General features: G+C 71.9%; 16 protein-coding genes. 8 read left to right on the forward strand and 8 right to left on the reverse strand.

Going from position 1 to position 19,535, the window contains the following annotated elements:
- Positions 1-146 precede the first annotated feature (146 nt).
- Genes D0T12_RS14285 through D0T12_RS14300 form a run of 4 tightly spaced genes read right to left on the reverse strand, consistent with a single transcriptional unit; the run spans position 147 to position 3,718 of the window.
- Complete coding sequence (locus D0T12_RS14285; RefSeq protein ID WP_117400041.1) at positions 147-1,037, reverse strand: ABC transporter permease subunit; 891 nt, start codon at positions 1,035-1,037, stop codon at positions 147-149.
- Entirely contained in the window at positions 1,034-2,014 is a 981-nt protein-coding gene (locus D0T12_RS14290; protein ID WP_117400042.1) for an ABC transporter ATP-binding protein, read from the reverse strand. The genes D0T12_RS14285 and D0T12_RS14290 overlap by 4 nt, the downstream gene beginning before the upstream one ends.
- Positions 2,011-3,096, reverse strand: coding sequence for a DUF4367 domain-containing protein (locus D0T12_RS14295; RefSeq protein WP_117400043.1), 1,086 nt, complete (start codon positions 3,094-3,096; stop codon positions 2,011-2,013). The genes D0T12_RS14290 and D0T12_RS14295 overlap by 4 nt, the downstream gene beginning before the upstream one ends.
- Entirely contained in the window at positions 3,080-3,718 is a 639-nt protein-coding gene (locus D0T12_RS14300) for a sigma-70 family RNA polymerase sigma factor (RefSeq protein WP_117400044.1), read from the reverse strand. Before D0T12_RS14300 ends, D0T12_RS14295 begins: the two co-directional genes overlap by 17 nt.
- 206 nt (positions 3,719-3,924) lie before the next feature.
- Between D0T12_RS14300 and D0T12_RS14305 the strand changes: the two genes are divergently transcribed.
- From D0T12_RS14305 to D0T12_RS14315, 3 genes are all read left to right on the forward strand, one after another.
- A complete protein-coding gene (locus tag D0T12_RS14305; protein ID WP_117400045.1) occupies positions 3,925-5,304 on the forward strand; it encodes a cystathionine beta-synthase in 1,380 nt (459 codons plus the stop codon).
- 116 nt (positions 5,305-5,420) lie between these two features.
- The gene (locus D0T12_RS14310; RefSeq protein WP_117400046.1) at positions 5,421-5,630 is read left to right on the forward strand and encodes a hypothetical protein; all 210 of its coding nucleotides are present in this window, start codon (positions 5,421-5,423) and stop codon (positions 5,628-5,630) included.
- A 10-nt stretch (positions 5,631-5,640) separates the two neighbouring features.
- Complete coding sequence (locus D0T12_RS14315; protein ID WP_267900401.1) at positions 5,641-5,796, forward strand: DUF2283 domain-containing protein; 156 nt, start codon at positions 5,641-5,643, stop codon at positions 5,794-5,796.
- Positions 5,797-6,082: 286 nt separating this feature from the next.
- Here D0T12_RS14315 and D0T12_RS14320 read toward each other — a convergent pair whose 3' ends face one another.
- Positions 6,083-8,236: an MMPL family transporter gene (locus D0T12_RS14320; RefSeq protein ID WP_117400048.1), complete on the reverse strand. Its 2,154-nt coding sequence runs from the start codon at positions 8,234-8,236 to the stop codon at positions 6,083-6,085.
- 171 nt (positions 8,237-8,407) lie between these two features.
- On the opposite strand from D0T12_RS14320, the gene D0T12_RS14325 reads away from it, so the two are divergent.
- A complete protein-coding gene (locus D0T12_RS14325) occupies positions 8,408-9,568 on the forward strand; it encodes a cystathionine gamma-synthase (RefSeq protein ID WP_117400049.1) in 1,161 nt (386 codons plus the stop codon).
- 82 nt (positions 9,569-9,650) lie between these two features.
- Positions 9,651-10,790 carry an alpha/beta hydrolase gene (locus tag D0T12_RS14330; protein WP_233526054.1) on the forward strand — a complete coding sequence of 380 codons (1,140 nt, stop codon included), beginning with the start codon at positions 9,651-9,653 and terminating at the stop codon, positions 10,788-10,790.
- Between the two features lie 55 nt (positions 10,791-10,845).
- Here D0T12_RS14330 and D0T12_RS14335 read toward each other — a convergent pair whose 3' ends face one another.
- Positions 10,846-12,924, reverse strand: a complete 2,079-nt coding sequence (locus D0T12_RS14335; RefSeq protein WP_117400050.1) for a vWA domain-containing protein — start codon at positions 12,922-12,924, stop codon at positions 10,846-10,848.
- A gap of 54 nt (positions 12,925-12,978) precedes the next feature.
- Positions 12,979-14,415 (reverse strand): sigma 54-interacting transcriptional regulator, encoded by a 1,437-nt coding sequence (locus D0T12_RS14340; RefSeq protein WP_117400051.1) that lies wholly within the window; start codon positions 14,413-14,415, stop codon positions 12,979-12,981.
- Positions 14,416-14,593: 178 nt separating this feature from the next.
- Between D0T12_RS14340 and D0T12_RS14345 the strand changes: the two genes are divergently transcribed.
- The 3 genes from D0T12_RS14345 to ilvA all read left to right on the forward strand — a co-directional run bounded on the left by D0T12_RS14345 (position 14,594) and on the right by ilvA (position 18,036).
- Entirely contained in the window at positions 14,594-15,757 is a 1,164-nt protein-coding gene (locus tag D0T12_RS14345) for an FIST signal transduction protein (RefSeq protein WP_117400052.1), read from the forward strand.
- Positions 15,754-16,734: an ROK family protein gene (locus D0T12_RS14350; RefSeq protein ID WP_117400053.1), complete on the forward strand. Its 981-nt coding sequence runs from the start codon at positions 15,754-15,756 to the stop codon at positions 16,732-16,734. The genes D0T12_RS14345 and D0T12_RS14350 overlap by 4 nt, the downstream gene beginning before the upstream one ends.
- Positions 16,735-16,812: 78 nt before the next feature.
- The gene (ilvA, locus tag D0T12_RS14355; protein WP_117400054.1) at positions 16,813-18,036 is read left to right on the forward strand and encodes a threonine ammonia-lyase; all 1,224 of its coding nucleotides are present in this window, start codon (positions 16,813-16,815) and stop codon (positions 18,034-18,036) included.
- 48 nt (positions 18,037-18,084) lie between these two features.
- Here ilvA and D0T12_RS14360 read toward each other — a convergent pair whose 3' ends face one another.
- Positions 18,085-19,521 (reverse strand): M1 family metallopeptidase, encoded by a 1,437-nt coding sequence (locus D0T12_RS14360; RefSeq protein WP_117400436.1) that lies wholly within the window; start codon positions 19,519-19,521, stop codon positions 18,085-18,087.
- Positions 19,522-19,535 lie beyond the last annotated feature (14 nt).

The raw sequence follows: 19,535 nt of genomic DNA on the forward strand, positions 1-19,535 counted from the left end.
CGGGCGGCGGCCGTACGGGGAGTCAGTCGGATGACTGGCCGGGGCTCGTCACAGGTGACCGGACGAGCCCCGGCCTTGTCCGTTTCCGGGTCCTTTGCCGAGCCTTTCCCGGACTCCTTTCCGGGCGGCTTCGTCCCCCGGCCCCGTCACAGATCGCGGCGGCGGAAGGAGATCCCCGCGAGCCCGAGGACGAGGACGATCCAGACGCAGGTCCAGCCGACGTAGGCGGCGGTGAGCGGGGTCCGGCTCAGGAACGGGAAGTCGTCGAACGCCGGGAACTGCGCCAGCACGGCCGGATCCTGGAACCCGCGCATGGCCCCGCGCCAGAGGCCGTCCGTCGGCAGCAGGACCCGCGACACCGTCCCGACCCGCTCCATGCCCTCGTTGCCGAGGGCGTGCCCGACCCCGCCGACGACGCCCGCGATCCAGGTGGCGCCGAACAGGCCGACCGCCACGATTCCCGACGCCATCGGCGAGACGACGGTGGACAGCATCAGCGCGAGGGTGAGCAGGACGGCCGCCTGCGCGGCGAGAAGCGCCAGGCCGTTCACCGGCTGCGGCGGCCAGTAGCCCGTGGTGACCCACACGATGAGGAGCTGGGTGAGCCCGGTCATCGTGATGTAGCCGCCGCCGAACGCCACCAGTCCCAGCCACTTGCCGAGCAGCACCGCCGACCGGTGGACGGGCCGCGCCAGCATCGTCAGCGCCGTTCCCGACTCGATCTCCCCGGCCAGGGTGGGCCCGGCGAGGAAGGCGGTGCCGAGGGCGGCGATCAGGCTCAGCCCGAACATCACCAGGTTGAGCACCTGGGACGCCGCGAGCCTGGCCTCCCCGCTGGTGAGCGTGCCGAAGTTCGCGTCCAGCCGGGAGAAGCCCCAGGCGCTGAGCGCGAGCAGAATGAGCGTCATCACCGCGAGCGCGCGCAGCACCCGCCGGCGACCGGCCTCCCGGAGGGTGAGGGCGGCAACGGTGAGCGCGGTGAGCGCGGTGAGCGCGGTGAGCGCGGTGGGCGCGGTGGGCGCGGTGCGGGCGGTCATCGGCGGTCCTCCCCGGAGTCGGCGCGCAGGATGTTCAGGAGCCGCCGTTCGAGGCTGATCCGTCCGGGCTCGACGGCGTGCACCCGCACACCCAGGGCGACCAGGTCCGCCACCAGCTTCGGGACGGCCCCGTCACCCGGCGCGGCGTCCTGGTCGGCGGGCAGTTCGACGATGAACTCGTCCCCGGCGCGGGTGAGGCGACCGGTGGCGGCGAGCCGTGCCTCCGCGTCCGCGCCCACGCCGTCCAGCCGGAGCCGCAGCTCGCGCTGGCCGAGGAGCTCGGCGAGGGTGCCGGACGCGGCGACCCGGCCCCTGTCCAGGATGACGACCCGGTCGCAGACCCGCTCCACCTCGCCGATCAGATGCGAGTTGAGCAGGACGGCGACCCGCCGGGACCGGAGGGACAGCAGCAGGTCCCGCACGTCGGCCCGGCCGATCGGGTCCAGGGCGCTGGTGGGCTCGTCCAGGACGACGAGCTCCGGGCGCGCCACGAGCGCGACGGCCAGCCCGAGCCGCTGCTGCATCCCCTTGGAGAAGCCGCCCACCCGGTCGTCGGCGCGGTCGGCGAGCCCGACCATGTCCAGGCACTCGCGCCGCTCCGCGACCGGCACCGTGACGCCCGCGAGCCGGACGTGCAGGGCCAGCACCTCGGCCGCGGTGAGCCACGGCTGGTACCGGAACAGTTCCGGCAGGTAGCCGACGCGGGCTCGGGCGCGCGGATCCCGTGCGGGCCGGCCGAGCAGCAGCACGTCCCCCGCGTTCGGGTGGATCAGGCCGAGCAGGATCTTGATGACGGTGGTCTTTCCGGCGCCGTTCGGCCCGAGCAGGCCGACGATCTCACCGCGGCCGACGGTGAAGGACACGTCGTCGACCGCGACCTGCCGCCGGTACCGCTTGCGGAGCCCCGAGCACCACACCGCCGGTGCCGGGGGCAGGTCGGCGAGCAGCCGCTCCGCCGCCCCGGTGTCGCGGGTCATCGCAGCCCCCTCGCCACCGACAGCACCTCGTCCGCGCTCAGCGAGCCCGCCACGGCGGTGACGACGCCGTCGTCCACCCAGACCACGCCCGCCGCCGTGCCGTCCCGCGTTCTGAGCACCGTGGCGGGCAGCCCGCCGACCTGGGCGGTGGACGTCTTCGTCTTCTCCGTCGACACGAACAGCGGCAGCGTCGTCCCGGCCCCGGCGAAACCGCGTAGCTGTGACCTGACGTTCTCCGGGAGCGTGGGCAGTGACAGCAGGTAGTCGCGGGCCGTCGCGAACGGGACGCCCGAGGAGTACACGGAGGGCGCCACCGCGCGGGCCACGATCAGCGCCGGCATGGCGCGGCCCCGCGACCAGACCGCGACGACCCCCGGACCGGCGCGCAGTTGGAACCTGCTGCCGTCCAGGCCGGGAGGCGGTGGCGGCGGTGTCCCGCCCGCGGCCCTGACGGTCCGCGCGGTCTTCTCGACCGAGAACGTGAAGATCGCGCTCACCTGCCCGCCGATCCGGTGGGACGGCTCTCCCGTCACGCCGCGGGGCAACCTGTCCACCCGCGGGACGGGGAGTCCCGTGGCCCGCCGCGCGGCGGACGCGTCCGTCGCCGGGCGCAGGTCGGCCTCCGCGGTCACCCTCAGGTCGCCGAAGGCCGACAGCTCGGGCATCCGGACCAGGTCGGCCCGCGGCGCGATGATCGGCGCGACCCGCTCGGTGCGGAAGACCCGCAGCCAGTCCGCGGCCGCCGCCACGCCGGCCCCGCTCATGATCGCGGCCACCCCGAAGATCGCCACCACGGGGTTGCGCAGCTTCGTCCGCCAACCGCTCCCACCGGTCCTGGCCGGGCGCCGCGGCCCTTCGGCGGCGACCGCGGCGGCCAGCCGGTCCCAGCCCGCGTCCACGTCCACCGGGGGCCCGGTCTCCAGCGCGGCCAGCGCCGCGCCGGCGGCCGTCGCGTCGTCCTGGGCGGCCGCCAGCCCGGACAGGCACACCGCGCATCCGGCGACGTGCTCGCGGTCGGCGCCGGCGACACCGGACGGCTCGTCGACGAGCCGGCGCAACGTCCCGTCACTCGGATGACGCATGACGGTTCAACTCCTTGCGAAGAGCGGACTCGGCGCGCCGCACGACGGTGCCCACGCTGCCGGGGGAAAGATCGAGGGCGGCGGCGACCTCCGCGTAGCTGAGGCCGCTGTGCCGCAGCACGAGGGCGACCGCCTGCCGGCGTGAGAGCCGCGCCAACGCCGCCCGCACGCGGCGCCGCTCGTCCCGGGCCACCACGGTGTCGGCGATGTCCGGGCAGACTTCCGCGGCGCCCTCCGCGGCCTCCTCGCGGGAGGCGCGGCGGCGGCCGGTGCGCAGATGGTTCAGCGCGGTGTGCGCCGCGGCGACCGACAGCCATCCGGCCGCCTCACCGGCCGGAACCGAGGAACGCGCGAACGCCAGGAACACCTCCTGCGCCACGTCCTCGGCCTCGTCACGGGAGCCGAGCACCCGCGCGGCGACGGCGACGACCCGCGGATACGCGGCGCGGAAGACCTCTTCGAGGTCGGGCCGGACGACCCTCGCCGCGCGCCCCGGACGCCTCGTCACCGTCCCGCCGTCCTTCCGCTCGGACCGTCCGACCACCGCGCCGTGCCCGTCACCGGACGGGGCCACGGGCAGCGCGGCGGCCGGTGCGCTCCCACCCTGCCCCACGACGTCCATACCTGTAGAGCACCGCCGAAGCCCCGCATGTGACACCCACCGGACGAACCCGAAGTTCCCGCAATGAGCGAGAGTCTGTTCACTTCGGCCCACCGATGCTCGCGGACGGCCCTCTCGGCTACCGTCGAGAGCAGGGAATCCTTCCGGACCCGCTGAGCAGGGCCGCAACGCCCGGAGCAGCACAATGGAACGACAAGGATGTCGCGGTGCAGGTACATGATTCGCTCGTCGAGCTGATGGGCAACACCCCGCTCGTCCGGCTGCGCAAGGTCACCGGCGGACGCCAGGGGGCGCAGGTGCTCGCCAAGGTCGAGTACCTCAACCCGGGCGGCTCGGTGAAGGACCGGATCGCGCTCCGCATGATCGAGGCGGCGGAGCGGTCCGGCGAACTGCGGCCGGGCGGGACGATCGTCGAGCCGACGTCCGGCAACACCGGGGTCGGCCTCGCCATCGTGGCGCAGGACCGGGGCTACCGGTGCGTCTTCGTCTGCCCCGACAAGGTCGCCAAGGACAAGATCGACGTGCTGCGCGCGTACGGCGCGGAGGTCGTGGTGTGCCCGACGGCGGTGTCGCCCGAGCATCCCGACTCCTACTACTCGGTGTCGGACCGGCTGGCCGCCGAGATCCCCGGCGCGTGGAAGCCGAACCAGTACACGAACCCCCAGAATCCGGTGTCGCACTACGAGACGACGGGCCCGGAGATCTGGGAGCAGACGGAGGGGCGCGTCACCCACTTCGTCGCGGGCATCGGCACCGGCGGGACGATCAGCGGCGCGGGCCGCTACCTCAAGGAGATCTCCGACGGCCGAGTGAAGATCATCGGCGCGGATCCGGAGGGGTCGGTCTACTCCGGCGGCAGCGGACGTCCCTACCTCACCGAGGGCGTGGGCGAGGACATCTGGCCGGAGACCTACGACCGGGACATCTGCGACGACGTCGTCGCGGTGTCCGACAAGGACTCCTTCAACATGACCCGGCGGCTGGCCCGCGAGGAGGCGCTCCTGGTCGGCGGCTCCTGCGGGATGGCGGTCGTGGCCGCGCTGCGCGTCGCCGCCGAGGCCGGCCCGGACGCCGTGATCGTGGTCCTTCTCCCGGACGGCGGCCGCGGCTACCTTTCGAAAATCTTCAACGACGAATGGATGGCGGACTACGGCTTCCTCATTCCCACCACGGAGGAGGCCAGGGTCGGCGAGGTCCTCACCCGGAAAGGGCGGACGTTGCCGGAGTTCGTCCACGTCCATCCGCACGAAAGCGTGCAGACCGCCATCTCCATCATGCGGGAGTACGAGGTGTCCCAGCTCCCCGTCATGAAGGAAGAACCGCCGGTCATGGCCGCCGAGGTCGTCGGGTCCGTGGTGGAAAGCGACCTGCTCGATATCCTCGTCAAGGAGCACGCCAGGCTTTCCGAGCCGGTCGAACGGCACATGTCGGCGCCCCTTCCGACCATCGGTTCCGGTGAACCGGTCAGCAAGGCCGTCGACGTCCTGGAAAAGGCGGGCGCCGCCGTGGTCCTCGTAGACGGCAAACCCAAGGGCCTGGTGACCCGCCAAGACCTTCTGGCTTTCCTCGCCTCTTCGAACCACTAATACCTGCGCGCCGGCGCAGAGCCAACCACGACCCCCCCTCACCGCATCACGCTCATCACTTCTGACCTGGCGATAACCCCGAAGGCGACCGGCCGAAGGACCTCAAACCGCCGGACGTGAAGATCTCCGGCATCCCAGTCAACCGCGAGAGCGTGGCCTACCGGGTCGGCCATGAGATCGGCTACATCGTCGGTCTCCCCATCCCAGGCGCCCTGGCCGCCAAATCGCCCCGCGCCATGCGCTTGCTGTCCAAACCCTTCAAGTCATGCCGCCGCAGCAGCTTCGTTCCCGGCACCGCCGTGCTGATGGCAGACGGCACCAATTAAGGTCGCGCATGTGTATCCCTGTGACCCGGTCAAGGTTGATGGGATGATCAATCTCGACTTCGATGAGGCCGGTCGCCTCATTGGCATCGAAGTATTGGCGGCCAGATGTAAGCTGCCGCGATGGTTGCTTGATGCGGCGGAGCGGTTGGACGTCGATGATGAATGATCGGCGCGGCTTGGGGCGTGTTCGTTTGCTTTGGTGGTCTGCGGGGGCTACGTCGGGTGAGTGTGGGGGAGATGGAGAGGCTGACTCTCAACCTGGCGGTCAGGCTGCCTGTCGTGCGTGCGCCGGAGGGCTCGCTCTTTATTTCTTCGTAGCGCTTGGGTCCGGGTAAGGAGAAGCGCCGAAGGTCTTCGACCTTCGGCGCTTCTAGGGTGTCGGGTTGCGTGGGCCGGCCGGTGGGCGGCGTTGCGGGCCGGCCCACGCAACCCGACGTCTGTGGGGTGCCGTGTCAGCGGCGCCCGGTCGGGATGTAGTCCTCTCGGGTGTCGGATGGCCTGAGCTGCTTCTTTGGTGCATCGCCGTGGCCCGGCCACCAGGCGCGGTGGCCCAGCATGGCCGTGAGGCCGGGGACCAGGAACAGCGCCATCACGAAGGCCGAGAGGGCGATGCCCAGGGCGATGGAGAAGCCCATCTGCTGGAGCATCGACACCTTGGCCAGCAGCATCACCGAGAAGGTTCCGGCGAGGATCAGACCGGCCGCGGCGACCGTCGGGCCGCCGTGCTCGACCGCCAGGGCGGCGGCCTTGCGCGGCTCGTGGCCCTCCTTGGCCTCCTCGCGGAGCCGTGCGGTCATCAGGATGTTGTAGTCGGTTCCGATGGCCAGCACGAACAGGTACAGCATGATCGGCAGGTGGAAGATCTCCCCGGGTTCGCCCAGCAGGCCCTGGAAGACGTACACCGCGGAGCCCAGGGTCGCGGCGAAGCCCAGGAGGACCGCCGGGACCAGGTACAGCGGGGCGACCACCGAGCGGAGCAGCAACAGGAGGATCAGTGCGATGAGCACACCGGCCACCGGCAGGATGACCGACAGGTCGCGGTTGACCACCTTGTTGATGTCGCTGTAGATGGCGGTCTCACCACCGACGAACACCTCGGTGCCCTCGGGTGCGATGTCATGGACGGCCGGACCGAGGTCCTCCTTGACCAGGGTGATCGCCTTGTTGTCGACGGGGTTGCCGTTGAGGACCAGGTTGACCTGGCCGATCTTCGGGTTCTGGCCGAGCACGGCGGGCTGGACGCCGCCGACACCGGGCAGGGACTTCGCCTTCTGGCCGAAGGCGTCCAGTTCGGCCTTCGTCAGCGGCTGGCCGTCGGTGGAGCGGACCATGACCTCGACCGGCGTGTTCTGGCCGGCGGGGAAGCCCTTCTGCAGGTCCTTGTTGGCCTGCGCGGACTCGGTGTCCTGCGGGAAGCTGGACTGGAAGTCGTAGTCGGACTTGAACCCGACCGCCCCGGTCGCGAGCGCGATCAGCAGGCCGCCGGCGACCAGCGCGACCATGGCCGGACGCTTGCCGACCATCCGGCCGAGCCGGGCGGCGGTGGCGGCCTTCGGCTGCCGCTTCCAGGACTTGGACGGCCAGAACACCGCGGTGCCGACCAGCGACAGGATCGCGGGGAACAGCGTCAGCGACGTGATGCCCATCACGATGACGCCGATGGCGAGCGACGGGCCCCAGGCCGCGAAGATCCCGAAGGACGCCAGCATCAGCACCATGAACGTGGCCGCGATCGCCGCCGCCGCGGAGGTGATGACCTCGCCGACCCGCTCCACCGCCGAGACCAGCGCGGTCTTGCGGTCCTCGCCCGCGCGGAGCCGTTCCCGGTAGCGGAACAGCAGGAACAGGTAGTAGTCGGCGCCGACGCCGAACAGGACGATGGTCAGGATGATCTGGAGGCTGTCGTCACCGCTGAAGTCCAGCACCTTGGACGCGGCCCCGATCAGGCCCATCGAGACCTGTTCGGTGGCGATGATCACGATGATCGGCAGGATCGCCGCCAGCGGCGCCCGGAAGATCAGCAGGATCAGTCCGATGATCAACGCGAAGGTGGCGATGGTGATGAGCATGAAGGACTGGGTGAAGGAGTCCTCGTTGTCCACCCACGCGGCGGGTTCACCACCGACCTTGGCCTCAAGCCCGCTGCCCAGCTCCTTGGGCAACTGTGTGCGGATGTCCTTGATCGCCTGACTCTGGTCCTTGGCGGCGTCCCCCGACGCCATCTCCATCGGCACGCTGATCAACTGGATGGACTTGTTGGGGGCGACCGCCTCGGGGCCGGTCTGGAAACCGTTCACCGTCGGGTACTTCTTGGCCGACAGGTTCTTGGCCGCCGCCGCGATCTTGGTGCTGTCCGCGGGGGTGATCTTCCCGCCGTCGGAACGTTGCACCACGATCAGCGCGGACATCTCGGCCTGGTCCGGGAACGCGTCCTCGGCCACCTCGGCGGCCTTGACGGACTCGTACTTGGACGGCAGGAACTCGCCCTGGTCGGATTCGGTGGCGAGCTTCGGTGACAAGGCGATGATGAGGACCGCGGCCGCCAGCCACGCCGCGATCGTCCACCATGGATGTCTCACGACGAAGCGCGCTAGTCCAGCGAACATGAGGTTTCCTTAGCTCGGTCTGCAAGCTCGGGGTTTCGAGCGGGGATACCCGTAAAACGGTAGAGAACGTCAGGGGCGCTGTGGTCAACCCGCGTGCCGAAATAAGGGCTGATACCTGCGGGGGATCTCCTCATCCTCTAGGAGGGGAGTGCGGCGGATAGCCTCGTACCCATGGACAACGACGTTCAGCAGGGGTTCGACACACTGGCCGTCCACGCCGGGCAGGAGCCGGACCCGAGCACGGGGGCGGTCGTCCCGCCGATCTACCAGGTCTCGACGTACAAGCAGGACGGCGTCGGCGGGCTGCGCGGCGGCTACGAGTACTCTCGGTCGGCCAACCCGACACGAACCGCACTCGAAACCTGCCTGGCCGAAACCGAGGGCGGCACGCGTGGGCTGGCGTTCGCGTCGGGCCTCGCCGCCGAGGACGCGCTGCTGCGCGCGGTCTGCCGGCCCGGTGATCACGTCGTCATCCCCAACGACGCCTACGGCGGCACCTACCGGCTGTTCGCGAAGGTCGCCGAGCCGTGGGGCGTCACGTTCGACGCGGTGCCGCTGGGGGACGTCGGCGCCGTCCGGGCCGCGGTGCGGGACGAAACGAAAGTCGTGTGGGTGGAGACGCCGACGAACCCGCTACTCGGCATCGCCGACATCGCGGCGCTCGCGGCGGTCGCGCACGACGCGGGGGCGCTGCTGGTCGTCGACAACACGTTCGCCTCGCCGTACCTGCAACGACCGTTGGACCTGGGGGCGGACGTGGTCGTCCACTCGACCACCAAGTACATCGGCGGGCACTCCGACGTCGTCGGCGGCGCGTTGATCGTGTCGGACCCGGCGCTGGGGGAGCGGCTCGCGTTCCACCAGAACGCGATGGGCGCCGTCGCGGGGCCGTTCGACGCCTGGCTCACCCTCCGCGGGATCAAGACGCTGGGCGTGCGGATGGATCGGCACTGCGCGAACGCCGAAAAGATCGTGGAGATGCTCGTCCGGCACCCGAACATCCGGCAGGTGCTGTATCCGGGCCTGCCCGACCACCCGGGGCATGATGTCGCGGCCAAGCAGATGAAGGCGTTCGGCGGCATGGTCTCGTTCCGGATGGAAACGGAGGAGGCCGCCGTCCGCGTGTGCGAGCGGACGAAGCTTTTCACGCTCGGCGAGTCCCTCGGCGGCGTCGAGTCGCTGATCGAGCATCCGGCGCGGATGACGCACGCGTCGGCGGCCGGATCTCCGCTGGAAGTGCCCGCCGACCTGGTCCGGCTGTCGGTCGGCATCGAGGACGCCGACGACCTTCTCCGGGACCTGGACAGGGCCCTGAACAAGGCGCGGGCCTGACGGTTTTCGCCCGGTACCCGCCCCTTATACTTGATCAAGGTTCTATACTCGGCGCGCCAGGTTCGTACGGAAAGGTCCACGGGTGCGCAAAACATTGGTCTGTGGGGCGGTGTTCGCCGCGGCGTGTGTGTCCGCCGTGGCCGTTCCCGTGGGGGCCCATGCCACCACGCCGGCGCCGACCCCGCCCGTACCGTCGGCGACACCGCCGGGAGATCTCGGCGGGTCCGGCACGGAGTCGCCGTCGACGTCGTCCACGACGCTGCCTCCGGGCGGGCCCGAGGGCGATCCTCAGGGCGGAACACCGGGCGGGACGCCGGGTGGAACGCCGGGTGGGGAGCCCGTGCCGGACGGGGAGCCCGACGGCACCGTCACCGCGCACGCGGTCATGGTCACGCCCGAGCTGCCGAAGTTCCGCACCTACTCGTACGGCAAGTCCGCGGCGCAACGCGTCGACGCGTACTGGCGCGACGAGGGGCCCCGGGCGAAGCCGCGCCCGACCGTGCTGATCCTGCACGGCGGCTACTGGCAGTCCGGGGACAAGGGCGGCGGCTGGAAGTACTTCGCGCGGCGGCTGACCGAACAGGGTTTCGTCGTCCTGTCGGCGAACTACCGGCTCGCGCCGAAGGCGCAGTGGCCCGCGCAGCGGGACGACTCGCTGTCCGCGCTCGACTTCGTCAAGACGCACGCGCGGCTGTGGAACGCCGACCCGACGCGCGTCGCCGTGGTCGGCTCGTCGGCCGGAGGGCACCTCGCCACGCAGCTCGGCACGTTCGGGACGGGCACCGGGCAGGTCCGCGCCGTGGTCGCGCTGTCGCCGCCGAACAACCCGCTGATGGCCTTCCGGGACGGCGTGAAGCCGGGCGCCACGGCCCGGCAGGTGAAGCTGCGGCAGGCCGTGACGGACCTCCTCGGCTGCGTGCCCGACATCGAAGGGGACAACAGCGGCGAGCGCGACGACTGCTGGACGCGCCTGGACGACGCCGGCACCACCACGCACGTGTCCGCGGGGGACGCGCCGATGCTGCTGATGCACGGCACCGGCGACTTCGTCCCGGTCGCGCAGAGCACCGAGCTGGCGCGGGCGCTGCGCGAGGCGGGCGTCCAGGCGACCGTGAAGTCCGTCGAGGGCGACCTGCACGCCACGCAGATGCTGGACGACCAGCAGACCTTCCCGACGATCGTGAGCTGGCTCAGGAAGCACTTGGACGCGCCCGCCGAATAGACGGCGGGTCGGTTGTTCCGACGCGCTGGGTCGGCGTCGGCCGGCCGCCGCTGTTCTAGCGGCGGCTGCGGCGCACCCGGAGGTAGTCGCTGACGACGTACTCGCCGAGGCGTTCGGCGTCGGGGGCGAACACGCGGCCGCCGTTGCGCCGCGCGACCTCCTCCACGAACGACACGAGCCGCCGGTCCTCGGCGAGCATGAAGAAGTTCATACAGGCGCCGCGCCGCGTCATCCTGTCGACCTCGGCGAGGGTCAGGACGAGCGTGTCCGTGGACGGCGGGTAGTCGAACAGCGAACGGCCGTCCGGGCGCAGATGCGCGGTCGGCTCGCCGTCGGTGACGACGAGGACGATCGGTTCGAAGTCGGGATGCCGGTCCAGATGCCGCCCCGCGATCATCAACGCGTGGTGCAGGTTGGTGCCCTGCACCATGTCCCAGTCGAGGCCCGCCATCTCCGTCGGATGCAGCACCCGCGCGTAGTTGGAGAACCCGATGATCTGGATGGCGTCCTGCGGGAACTTGCTGGTCACGAGGGTGTGCAGTGCGAGGGTGGTCTGTTTGGCGACGGCCCAGGCGCCGCGCAGCACCATCGAGTACGACAGGTCGACCAGCAGGCACACGGCCGCGCCCGTGCGCCGCTCGGTCTCCTGAACCTCGAAGTCGTCCACGCTCAGCCGCACCCCGCCCGGACGTCTCGACCCGTTGCCCCTCACCTTCGCGATCTCGGCGCGCCCGGGTTCGTGCAGAACGGGCTCCGGGACGCCGGGTTTCCGGAGGTTCGCGGACGGACGGGTCACCAGCCCGGCACCGGCGTCCATGGCGCTGCGGCGGATGGCGTTGCTCACCGTCCGGACCACGTCGAGCGGCTGCTCGTCGCCGAACCTCCACTCGCGGCTGGCGCCGGTCAGCTCGCCCGCCTGGCCCGCGTCCCGCTGCTCGTGGTCGCCCTGCCGCCCGGACGTCAGCCGGGAGAACACGCGGCGCAGCGCCGTCTCCCCGAGACGCCGCACCGCCTTCGGCGTCAGCTCCAGCTTGCCGCGCGTGCGCCGCAGATAGCCCTGCCGTTCCAGCTCCGCCTCGATGCGGCGCAGCTCGGCGAGGTCGTCGACGGCCTGCCTGCCGAGGGCGCGCCGGACGGCGTCCTCGTCGATGTCGTCGAGCCGCGCGCCGGGGTAGTCCTGTCCGAGGGCGGCCTCCAGCTCGCTGAGGTCGGCCAGTTCCGCGAGCGCGGTCGTGGCGTCGCCCATGCCGAGCGGGTCGTCGCCGGTCATCTCCTCCGGACGGCCCCAGCCGAGGTCGGGGCGGCGGGCCCGCAGCGCGTCGCCGAGACGCGCCATCTCCATGGCGAGGCCGGCGTCCCGCATGGCCTGGTCCATCAGCCCGGCCAGCTCCGCGCGCTGCTCCGGGTTGAGCGAGGCGAGCAGCCGGTCCATGGCGGCGGCGCGGCGGGCGAGGGAGTCGACGAGCTCGTCGAGGGTCCGCGGGTCGTCGGGGAACATGTCCCCGTACTCGCTCATGAAGCGGTCGAAGTCGTCCTGGGTGTGCTCGCCGCGGGCGTCGCGTTCCAGCATGGCGTTCAGCGCGGCCATCATGTCCTTGACGCGTTCCATGGCGGCCGGGTCCTGGTTCTCCAGGGCCTGCTTCATGCCCTGGAACTGCGCGTCCAGGACCTCGCGGCGCAGCAGGTCCTTCAGCTGCTCGAACGTCCGCCGGGCGGCGTCCGAGCGCCACTCGTACCCCGACAGCCGCCGGATCGCCTGGGACGTGTCGGACGGCAGCGTGTCCAGCTCCGCCTCCCGCAGCCGCGCCTCGTCGCTCGGGTCGGGGAACAGCTCGGCGCGTTCCTGCCCGATCGCGGTGTCGAGGAGGGCGCGGGCCTGCTCCAGCGTGCCGTCGAGGCGGCCCCGGTCGCGCAGGGCGCGGCGCCGTTCCCGCACCTGGCGGAGCATGTCGTCGAGGCCCCGGCGGCCCCGCGCGCCGGGCAGGCCGCGGCGCAGCAGGTCACGCAGCGCGTCGTCGGGGCGCGTGCCGTCCAGCACCGAGTCGCCCATCGCGTCGAGGGCGTCGCGGACGTCGTAGGGCGGGGCGAGCGGGTCGGGCCCGTCCTCGTACGCTCCGTAGCGGTAGCGGCTCATCGAAGCTCCTTCCGCGTGGAGACCTCTGCACGCGCGACTCGGGTGCGACTTCTTTCAGGTGCGGTAGACGGCGGTCCCGTCGCCTCGACCCGCGGTGACGTCCTTGGACAGGCGCCGGGTGAGGAACAGCCCCTCCAGCGCGAACTCCAGCGCGGCCGCGGCCTGCCCGGGGGACTCCCCGCTCATGCCCAGCCGATCCACGATCTTGGCCAGGCCGGGGACGTGGCCGATACGGCGCAGCAACTCCGTCGCCGGGACCAGCTCGCCCGACTCGACGGACTCCCCGGCGTCGAACTTGTCGAGCAGCCCGTTCAGGTCGGCGGGGCCGAGCGTCCGCCGGTAGGTCTCGGCGACGGCCCGGCGCAGCAGGTGCTCCAGCACCTCCTGCTCGCGGCCCTCCTCGCTGACCTCGAACTCCACCTTGCCCATCAGGGACGGGACGACGGCGAGCAGGTCGCAGACGCGGGCGACGGGGTGGTCCTCGCCGGTGAGGGCCGCGCGCCGCACCGCGCCCGCCGCGACGGTCTCCGCGCCCGCGAGCGCGAACCGCGCCGACACGCCGGAGCGGGAGTCCACCGCCGTGGACTCGCGGACGAGCCGGGTGAACCGGCCGATGACCTCGATGAGGTGGTCCGGCACCTCGGCGGGCAGGCCCGCCAGGTCGGCGAAGTCGGACTCCTGCCGGATCAGCGCGAGTTCGGCGTCCAGTTCGAGGGGGTAGTGGGTGCGGATCTCGGCGCCGAAGCGGTCCTTCAGCGGGGTGATGATGCGGCCGCGGTTGGTGTAGTCCTCGGGGTTGGCGGACGCGACGAGCAGCACGTCCAGCGGCAGCCGCAGCGCGTAACCGCGGACCTGCACGTCGCGTTCCTCCAGGACGTTCAGCAGCGCCACCTGGATCCGCTCGGCCAGGTCGGGAAGCTCGTTGATGGAGAAGACGCCGCGGTTGGTGCGCGGCACGAGCCCGAAGTGGACGGTCTCCGGGTCGCCGAGCGTCCGGCCCTCCGCCACCTTGATCGGGTCGACGTCGCCGATGAGGTCGCCGACGCTGGTGTCGGGGGTGGCGAGCTTCTCCCCGTACCGGTCGTCGCGGTGGCGCCACTCGACGGGGAGGTCGTCACCCGCCTCGGCGGCGAGCCGGCGGCAGCGCACGCACACCGGCGCGTACGGGTGGTCGTTGATCTCGCACCCGGCGACGACCGGGGTCCACTCGTCCAGGAGCCCGGCCAGGGTGCGGATCAGTCGTGTCTTGCCCTGCCCGCGCTCGCCCAGCAGCACCAGGTCGTGCCCGGCGAGCAGGGCCCGTTCCAGGTGCGGCAGGACGGTGTCGTCGAACCCGAGGATGCCGGGGAAGCGCGGCTCGCCGGATCTCAGCCGGGTGAGCAGGTTCCGGCGGATCTCGGCCTTGACCGAGAGCCGGACGTGGCCGGTGGTGCGCAACTCGCCCAGAGTTGCCGCGCTGGACGGGGATTCGCGGGGTGTGGATGAACGCACGCGATCGACACTACGTCGCGGGTGCGCGCCGTCGCACCCTCCGATTAGGGTTTCGTCCGCTTTGCCGGTCTTTACCCAGCGTGTTCGGTCGGATCGGGTGTTTGGGTGGAAACGCCCCGGCGGGGGAGACTGGAAGGGTGAACGATGCCGGCGAAATCGAGTGAGGGAGGCGGCGCCGATGGCGCGATTCGGTGATGGCCTGGCCCTCGGACCCGACCTGTCCAAGGCCGCCGCGTCCGCGGTGGAACAGGCGCTCGCGCCGCTCAGCGCGGCGCCCGACCTGGTCTGCGTCTTCATCAGGGGAGAGGACCCCGGCGAGATCGAGGAGGCGGCCGCCGCGGCGGCGCGGGCGGCCGGGCCCACGGTGCTGCTCGGGTGCAGCGCGTCCGGCGTGATCGGCGCGGGACGCGGCGTGGAGGAGGCGGGCGCGGTGAGCGCGTGGGCGGCGGTGCTGCCCGGCGCGCGGCTCGACCCGTTCCGGCTGGAGACGCTCAAGGCCGACGACCGCCTCGTCGTCGTCGGCATGCCCGAAGGGCAGGACGACGACGTGGTCGGCGTGCTGCTGACCGACCCCTACAGCTTCCCCGTGGACGCGTTCGTGGAGCGCTCGGACGACGCGTTGCCCGGCCTGCCCCTGGTCGGCGGGCTCGCCGAGGGCAGGGAGCGGGGCGACGTGCGGCTGTTCGTCGGCGGCGAGGCGTACTCCGACGGCGCCGTCGGCGTCGTGATCGGCGGGAACGTCGCCGCCGCGACCGTGGTCAGCCAGGGCGCCCGCCCGATCGGCCCCGACATGGTGGTGACCAGGGCGGAGGAGAACGTCCTGTACGAGCTGGCCGGGGTGCCTGCGCTGGAGAAGCTGGAGCAGATCGTCCTCGGGCTGCCGGAGGACGAGCAGGAACTCGCCGGCCGCGGCCTGCTGATCGGCGTCGCCATGGACGAGTACGCCGACGAGCACGAGCACGGCGACTTCCTCGTTCGCGGCGTCGTCGGCGCCGACACCGACAGCGGCGCCATCGCGATCGGCGACGTGGTGGACGTCGGGCGCACCGTCCGGTTCCAGGTCCGTGACGCCGGCGCCGCCGAGAAGGACCTGGCCGAGCTGCTCGAACGGTTCGACATGGCCCCGGTCGAGGGCGCGCTGCTGTTCTCCTGCAACGGGCGCGGACAGGCCATGTTCCCCGACTCCGACCATGACGCGAAGGTGCTCGACCGCGCGTTCGGGCCCGCCGGGGTCGGCGGCTTCTTCGCCGCCGGTGAGATCGGCCCCGTCGCGGGACGCAACCACGTCCACGGGTTCACCGCGTCGATCCTCGCGTTCGGCCGGGCCGGAGATCCCGCTTGAGCGACGCCGCCCCGCCGGAGAGGTTCGTCCTGGCGGTGGACGTCGGCGGGACCAAGCTGGCCGCCGCGCTCGTCGACCCCGGCGGACGCATCGTCCACTACGACCGGGTCGCGACACCGAACCCGGCCGTCCCGGACGCCGGGGGCCGCGACGCCGAGCGGCTGTGGCGGACGGTGCGGGCGCTGCTCGGCAAGCTCGTCGCCGACGCCGGCGACCCGCCGCTCGCGGGCGTCGGCGTCGGCTGCGGCGGGCCGATGACCTGGCCCGCCGCGAACGTATCACCGCTCAACATCCCCGCCTGGCGGGCCTTTCCGCTGCGGGAGAGGCTCCGCGCGCTGTACCCGGGCCTGCCCGTCCGCATCCACAACGACGCCGTCTGCGTCGCGATCGGCGAGCACTGGCGCGGCGCGGGACGCGGACGCGACAACGTCCTCGGCATGGTGGTGTCCACGGGCGTCGGCGGCGGACTCGTCCTCGGCGGACGACTCGTCAACGGCGCCAGCGGCAACGCCGGACACATCGGCCACGTCGTCGTCGACCCGGACGGACCGCCCTGCGCGTGCGGGGGCCGCGGCTGCCTGGAGGCCGTCGCCCGCGGACCCGCGCTCGTCGCCTGGGCGCGGGAGCGGGGCTGGCGCCGCGAGAACCCGCACGCCACCGGGGTCGACCTGGCCGCCGACGCGCGGGCGGCGCAGCCGGTGGCGGTCGCGGCGATGCGGCGCGCGGGCCGCGCCCTCGGCGTCGCGATCGCGTCCGCGACGCACCTGTGCGACCTGGACGTGGTGGCGGTCGGCGGGGGCCTGTCCCAGACGGGGCCGCTGCTGTTCGACCCGCTCGCGGAGGCGTTCCGGGCGCACGCCGGGCTGGAGTTCGCGCGTGGCGTCGACATCGTCGCGGCGGAGCTCGGCCAGACCGCCGGACTCGTCGGCGCCGCGGCCCTCGTCCTCGCGCAAGATCATTACTGGAGTGCGGGTTGAGCGGGGCCGGTGCGAAGATCAGGTCATGAGCGAAGCGAACCCGGGGACGCGGGGGCCCGCCCTCCACAGGAGACACCTATGAGCACGGTCACCGTCGACGATGTGCGCGCCGCCCAGGAGCTGCTCCGCGCGGTGGCCGTCCCCACCCCGCTGATCCCGTCCCGGGTGCTGTCGGAGCAGCTCGGCGGGCCCGTCCTGCTGAAGTGCGAGAACCTGCAACGCACCGGCTCCTTCAAGATCCGCGGCGCGTATGTGCGGATCGCCGGGCTCGGCGAGCGCGAACGCGCCCGCGGCGTCGTCGCGGCCAGCGCGGGCAACCACGCGCAGGGCGTCGCGCTCGCCGCGTCCATGCTCGGCTGCAAGGCCACCGTCTTCATGCCCGTCGGAGCCCCGCTCCCCAAGATCGCCGCGACCCGCGGCTACGGCGCCGAGATCGTGTTCCCCGGCCCGTCCGTGGACGACTGTCTCATCGCCGCGCGCAGGTACGCCGACGAGTGCGGCGCCGTGTTCATCCACCCGTTCGACCATCCCGACGTCGTCGCCGGGCAGGCCACCATCGGCCTGGAGATGCTGGAGCAGTACCCGGACGCCCGGACGATCGTGGCCCCGGTGGGCGGCGGCGGGCTGCTGGCCGGGATCGCGGCCGCCGCCAAGGGCGCGGTGAAGGAGACCGGCGGCCGCGACATCAAGATCATCGGAGCGCAGGCGAAGCGGGCCGCCGCGTTCCCGCCGTCGCTCGCCGCCGGCCGGCCCACGCAGGTCGAGGTCGAGCCGACGATGGCGGACGGCATCGCGGTCGGCCGGCCCGGCGACCTCACCTTCGCCATGTTCACCGAACTCGTCGACGCGGTCGTCACCGTCACCGAGGAGTCGATCTCGCAGGCGCTGCTGCTCTCCCTCGAACGCGCCAAGCAGGTCGTCGAGCCGGCGGGCGCCGCCGGTGTCGCGGCGCTGCTGGAACACGCGTACGCGGTGGAGCCGCCCGTGGTGGTGCTGCTGTCGGGCGGCAACATCGACCCGCTGCTGCTGTCGAAGGTGCTGCGGCACGGCCTCGCCGGGGCGGGCCGCTACCTGGTCGTCCGCTGCCGGTTGAAGGACCGTCCCGGCGCGCTCGTGACGTTGCTGGGCGAGCTCGCGGAGCTGGGCGTGAACGTCCTGGACGTGATGCACGAGCGGGTCGCGGCCCGGCTGCACGTCGAGGAGGCGGAGGTCCTCATGCACCTGGAGACGCGTGGCGCCGACCATTCCGAGGACGTCATCGCCCGGCTCCGCGAGAAGGGCTACACCCTCACGCTGAGCTGACCCCGTTCCCGGGGCGCTCCCACATGGGTGCGGCCACCCGGGCTTTCGCTACAGGGTCGGCTTGCCCTCGGAGTAGAGCCAGGTCCGCGCCCAGCCGTCCAGGTCCTTGCGCGACAGCCGCTCGGCGAAGCGGACGAAGTCCGCCGTCGAGGCGTTGCCGTGCATGTACTCTGCGGGCCACGCCTTGAGCAGCCGGAAGAACGTCCTGTCACCGACAGTCGTCCGCAGGACGTGCAGCGCCATCGCACCGCGGTCGTAGACGAGGCTGCCGAAGATGTTGTCGCGGCCCGGGTCGGCGACCCTGCCCCTCCACAGGCGGTCATCCGAAGGCGTCTCGTAGACGGCGTCGAAGCTCTCCTGCACGGGTGTGCCCTCGAACTTCTCGGAGTACAGCCACTCGGAGTACCTGGCGAACCCCTCGTTCAGCCAGATGTCCGCCCACCGCACCGGGGACACCGCGTCCCCGAACCACTGGTGGCCGATCTCGTGGGCGAGGAGCGTGCCCCGTGGAATGCCGCCCGGCGTCCGGCCCAGGTCGTACACGGGACGACCCTGCGTCTCCAGCGCGTAGCCGACCCCGGCCTTCACCGCGATCCCGCCCGTCGAGGTGAACGGGTAGCGGCCGTAGAGGGACGCCAGATAGTCGGTGACCGTGGCCGTCTGGTCGTGGAACTTCTCGGCGTCGTCCGGCTTGACGCTCAGGGAGTGGTCGACGGCCGTGAGGTTCGGCACGCCGGTGTCCGTCTTTCCGGCGAGGACGTCGTACTTGCCGATGGCCAGCATCGACAGCTCGCTGGCCATGGGACGGCCCATGACCCACCGCGTGGTCGTCCAGCCGTTCCGCGTCCACTTCCCGCGAAGGTCGCCGTTGGCCAGCGCCGTGAGGTCCTTGGGCGTGGACAGGACGAACGTGTACGTCGCCTTGTCGGTCGGGTGGTCGTTCACCGGGAACACCGTCGCCGCGCCGAACGGCTGGTTCAGCATCACCGCGCCGTCGGACGTCGGAATCCAGCCGGACGTGCCGAGCGTCGGGTCCTTGATCGTCTGCGGTACGCCGGAGTAGGCGACGGTCACCGTGAAGTGGCGGTTCTTCCGCAGCCCCTTCCGCGGCGTGATCACCAGTTCCTGCGCGCCGGTCCGCTGGTAGGTCGCCGTCCGGCCGTCCACCCGCAGCGACGAGATCGTGAGCGGTCCGAGGAAGTCCAGGTTGAACCGGGACAGGTTCGCCGTCGCCCGCGCCTTGAGGTGGGTGACGGCCTGGATGCCCTTCGTCGCCGGGTCGTACTTCAGACCGATGTCATAGTGGGCGACGTCGTAGCCGCCGTTGCCCATGTCGGGAAAGTAGGGGTCGCCCGCGCCGGGCGCCCCCGGGGAGAACCGGGCGCGTTCCCGATCCGCGGCGGCGACCGCGGGCACCGCCGACACGGCGAGGACCGTGGCGGCGCCCAGCGCCACGGTCGCCAGGACTCTGGGGGTGGTGTTCATCGAACCTTCCTCCG

Origin of the sequence: Actinomadura spongiicola, from assembly GCF_003432485.1 — a bacterium.
Lineage (GTDB): Bacteria > Actinomycetota > Actinomycetes > Streptosporangiales > Streptosporangiaceae > Spirillospora > Spirillospora spongiicola.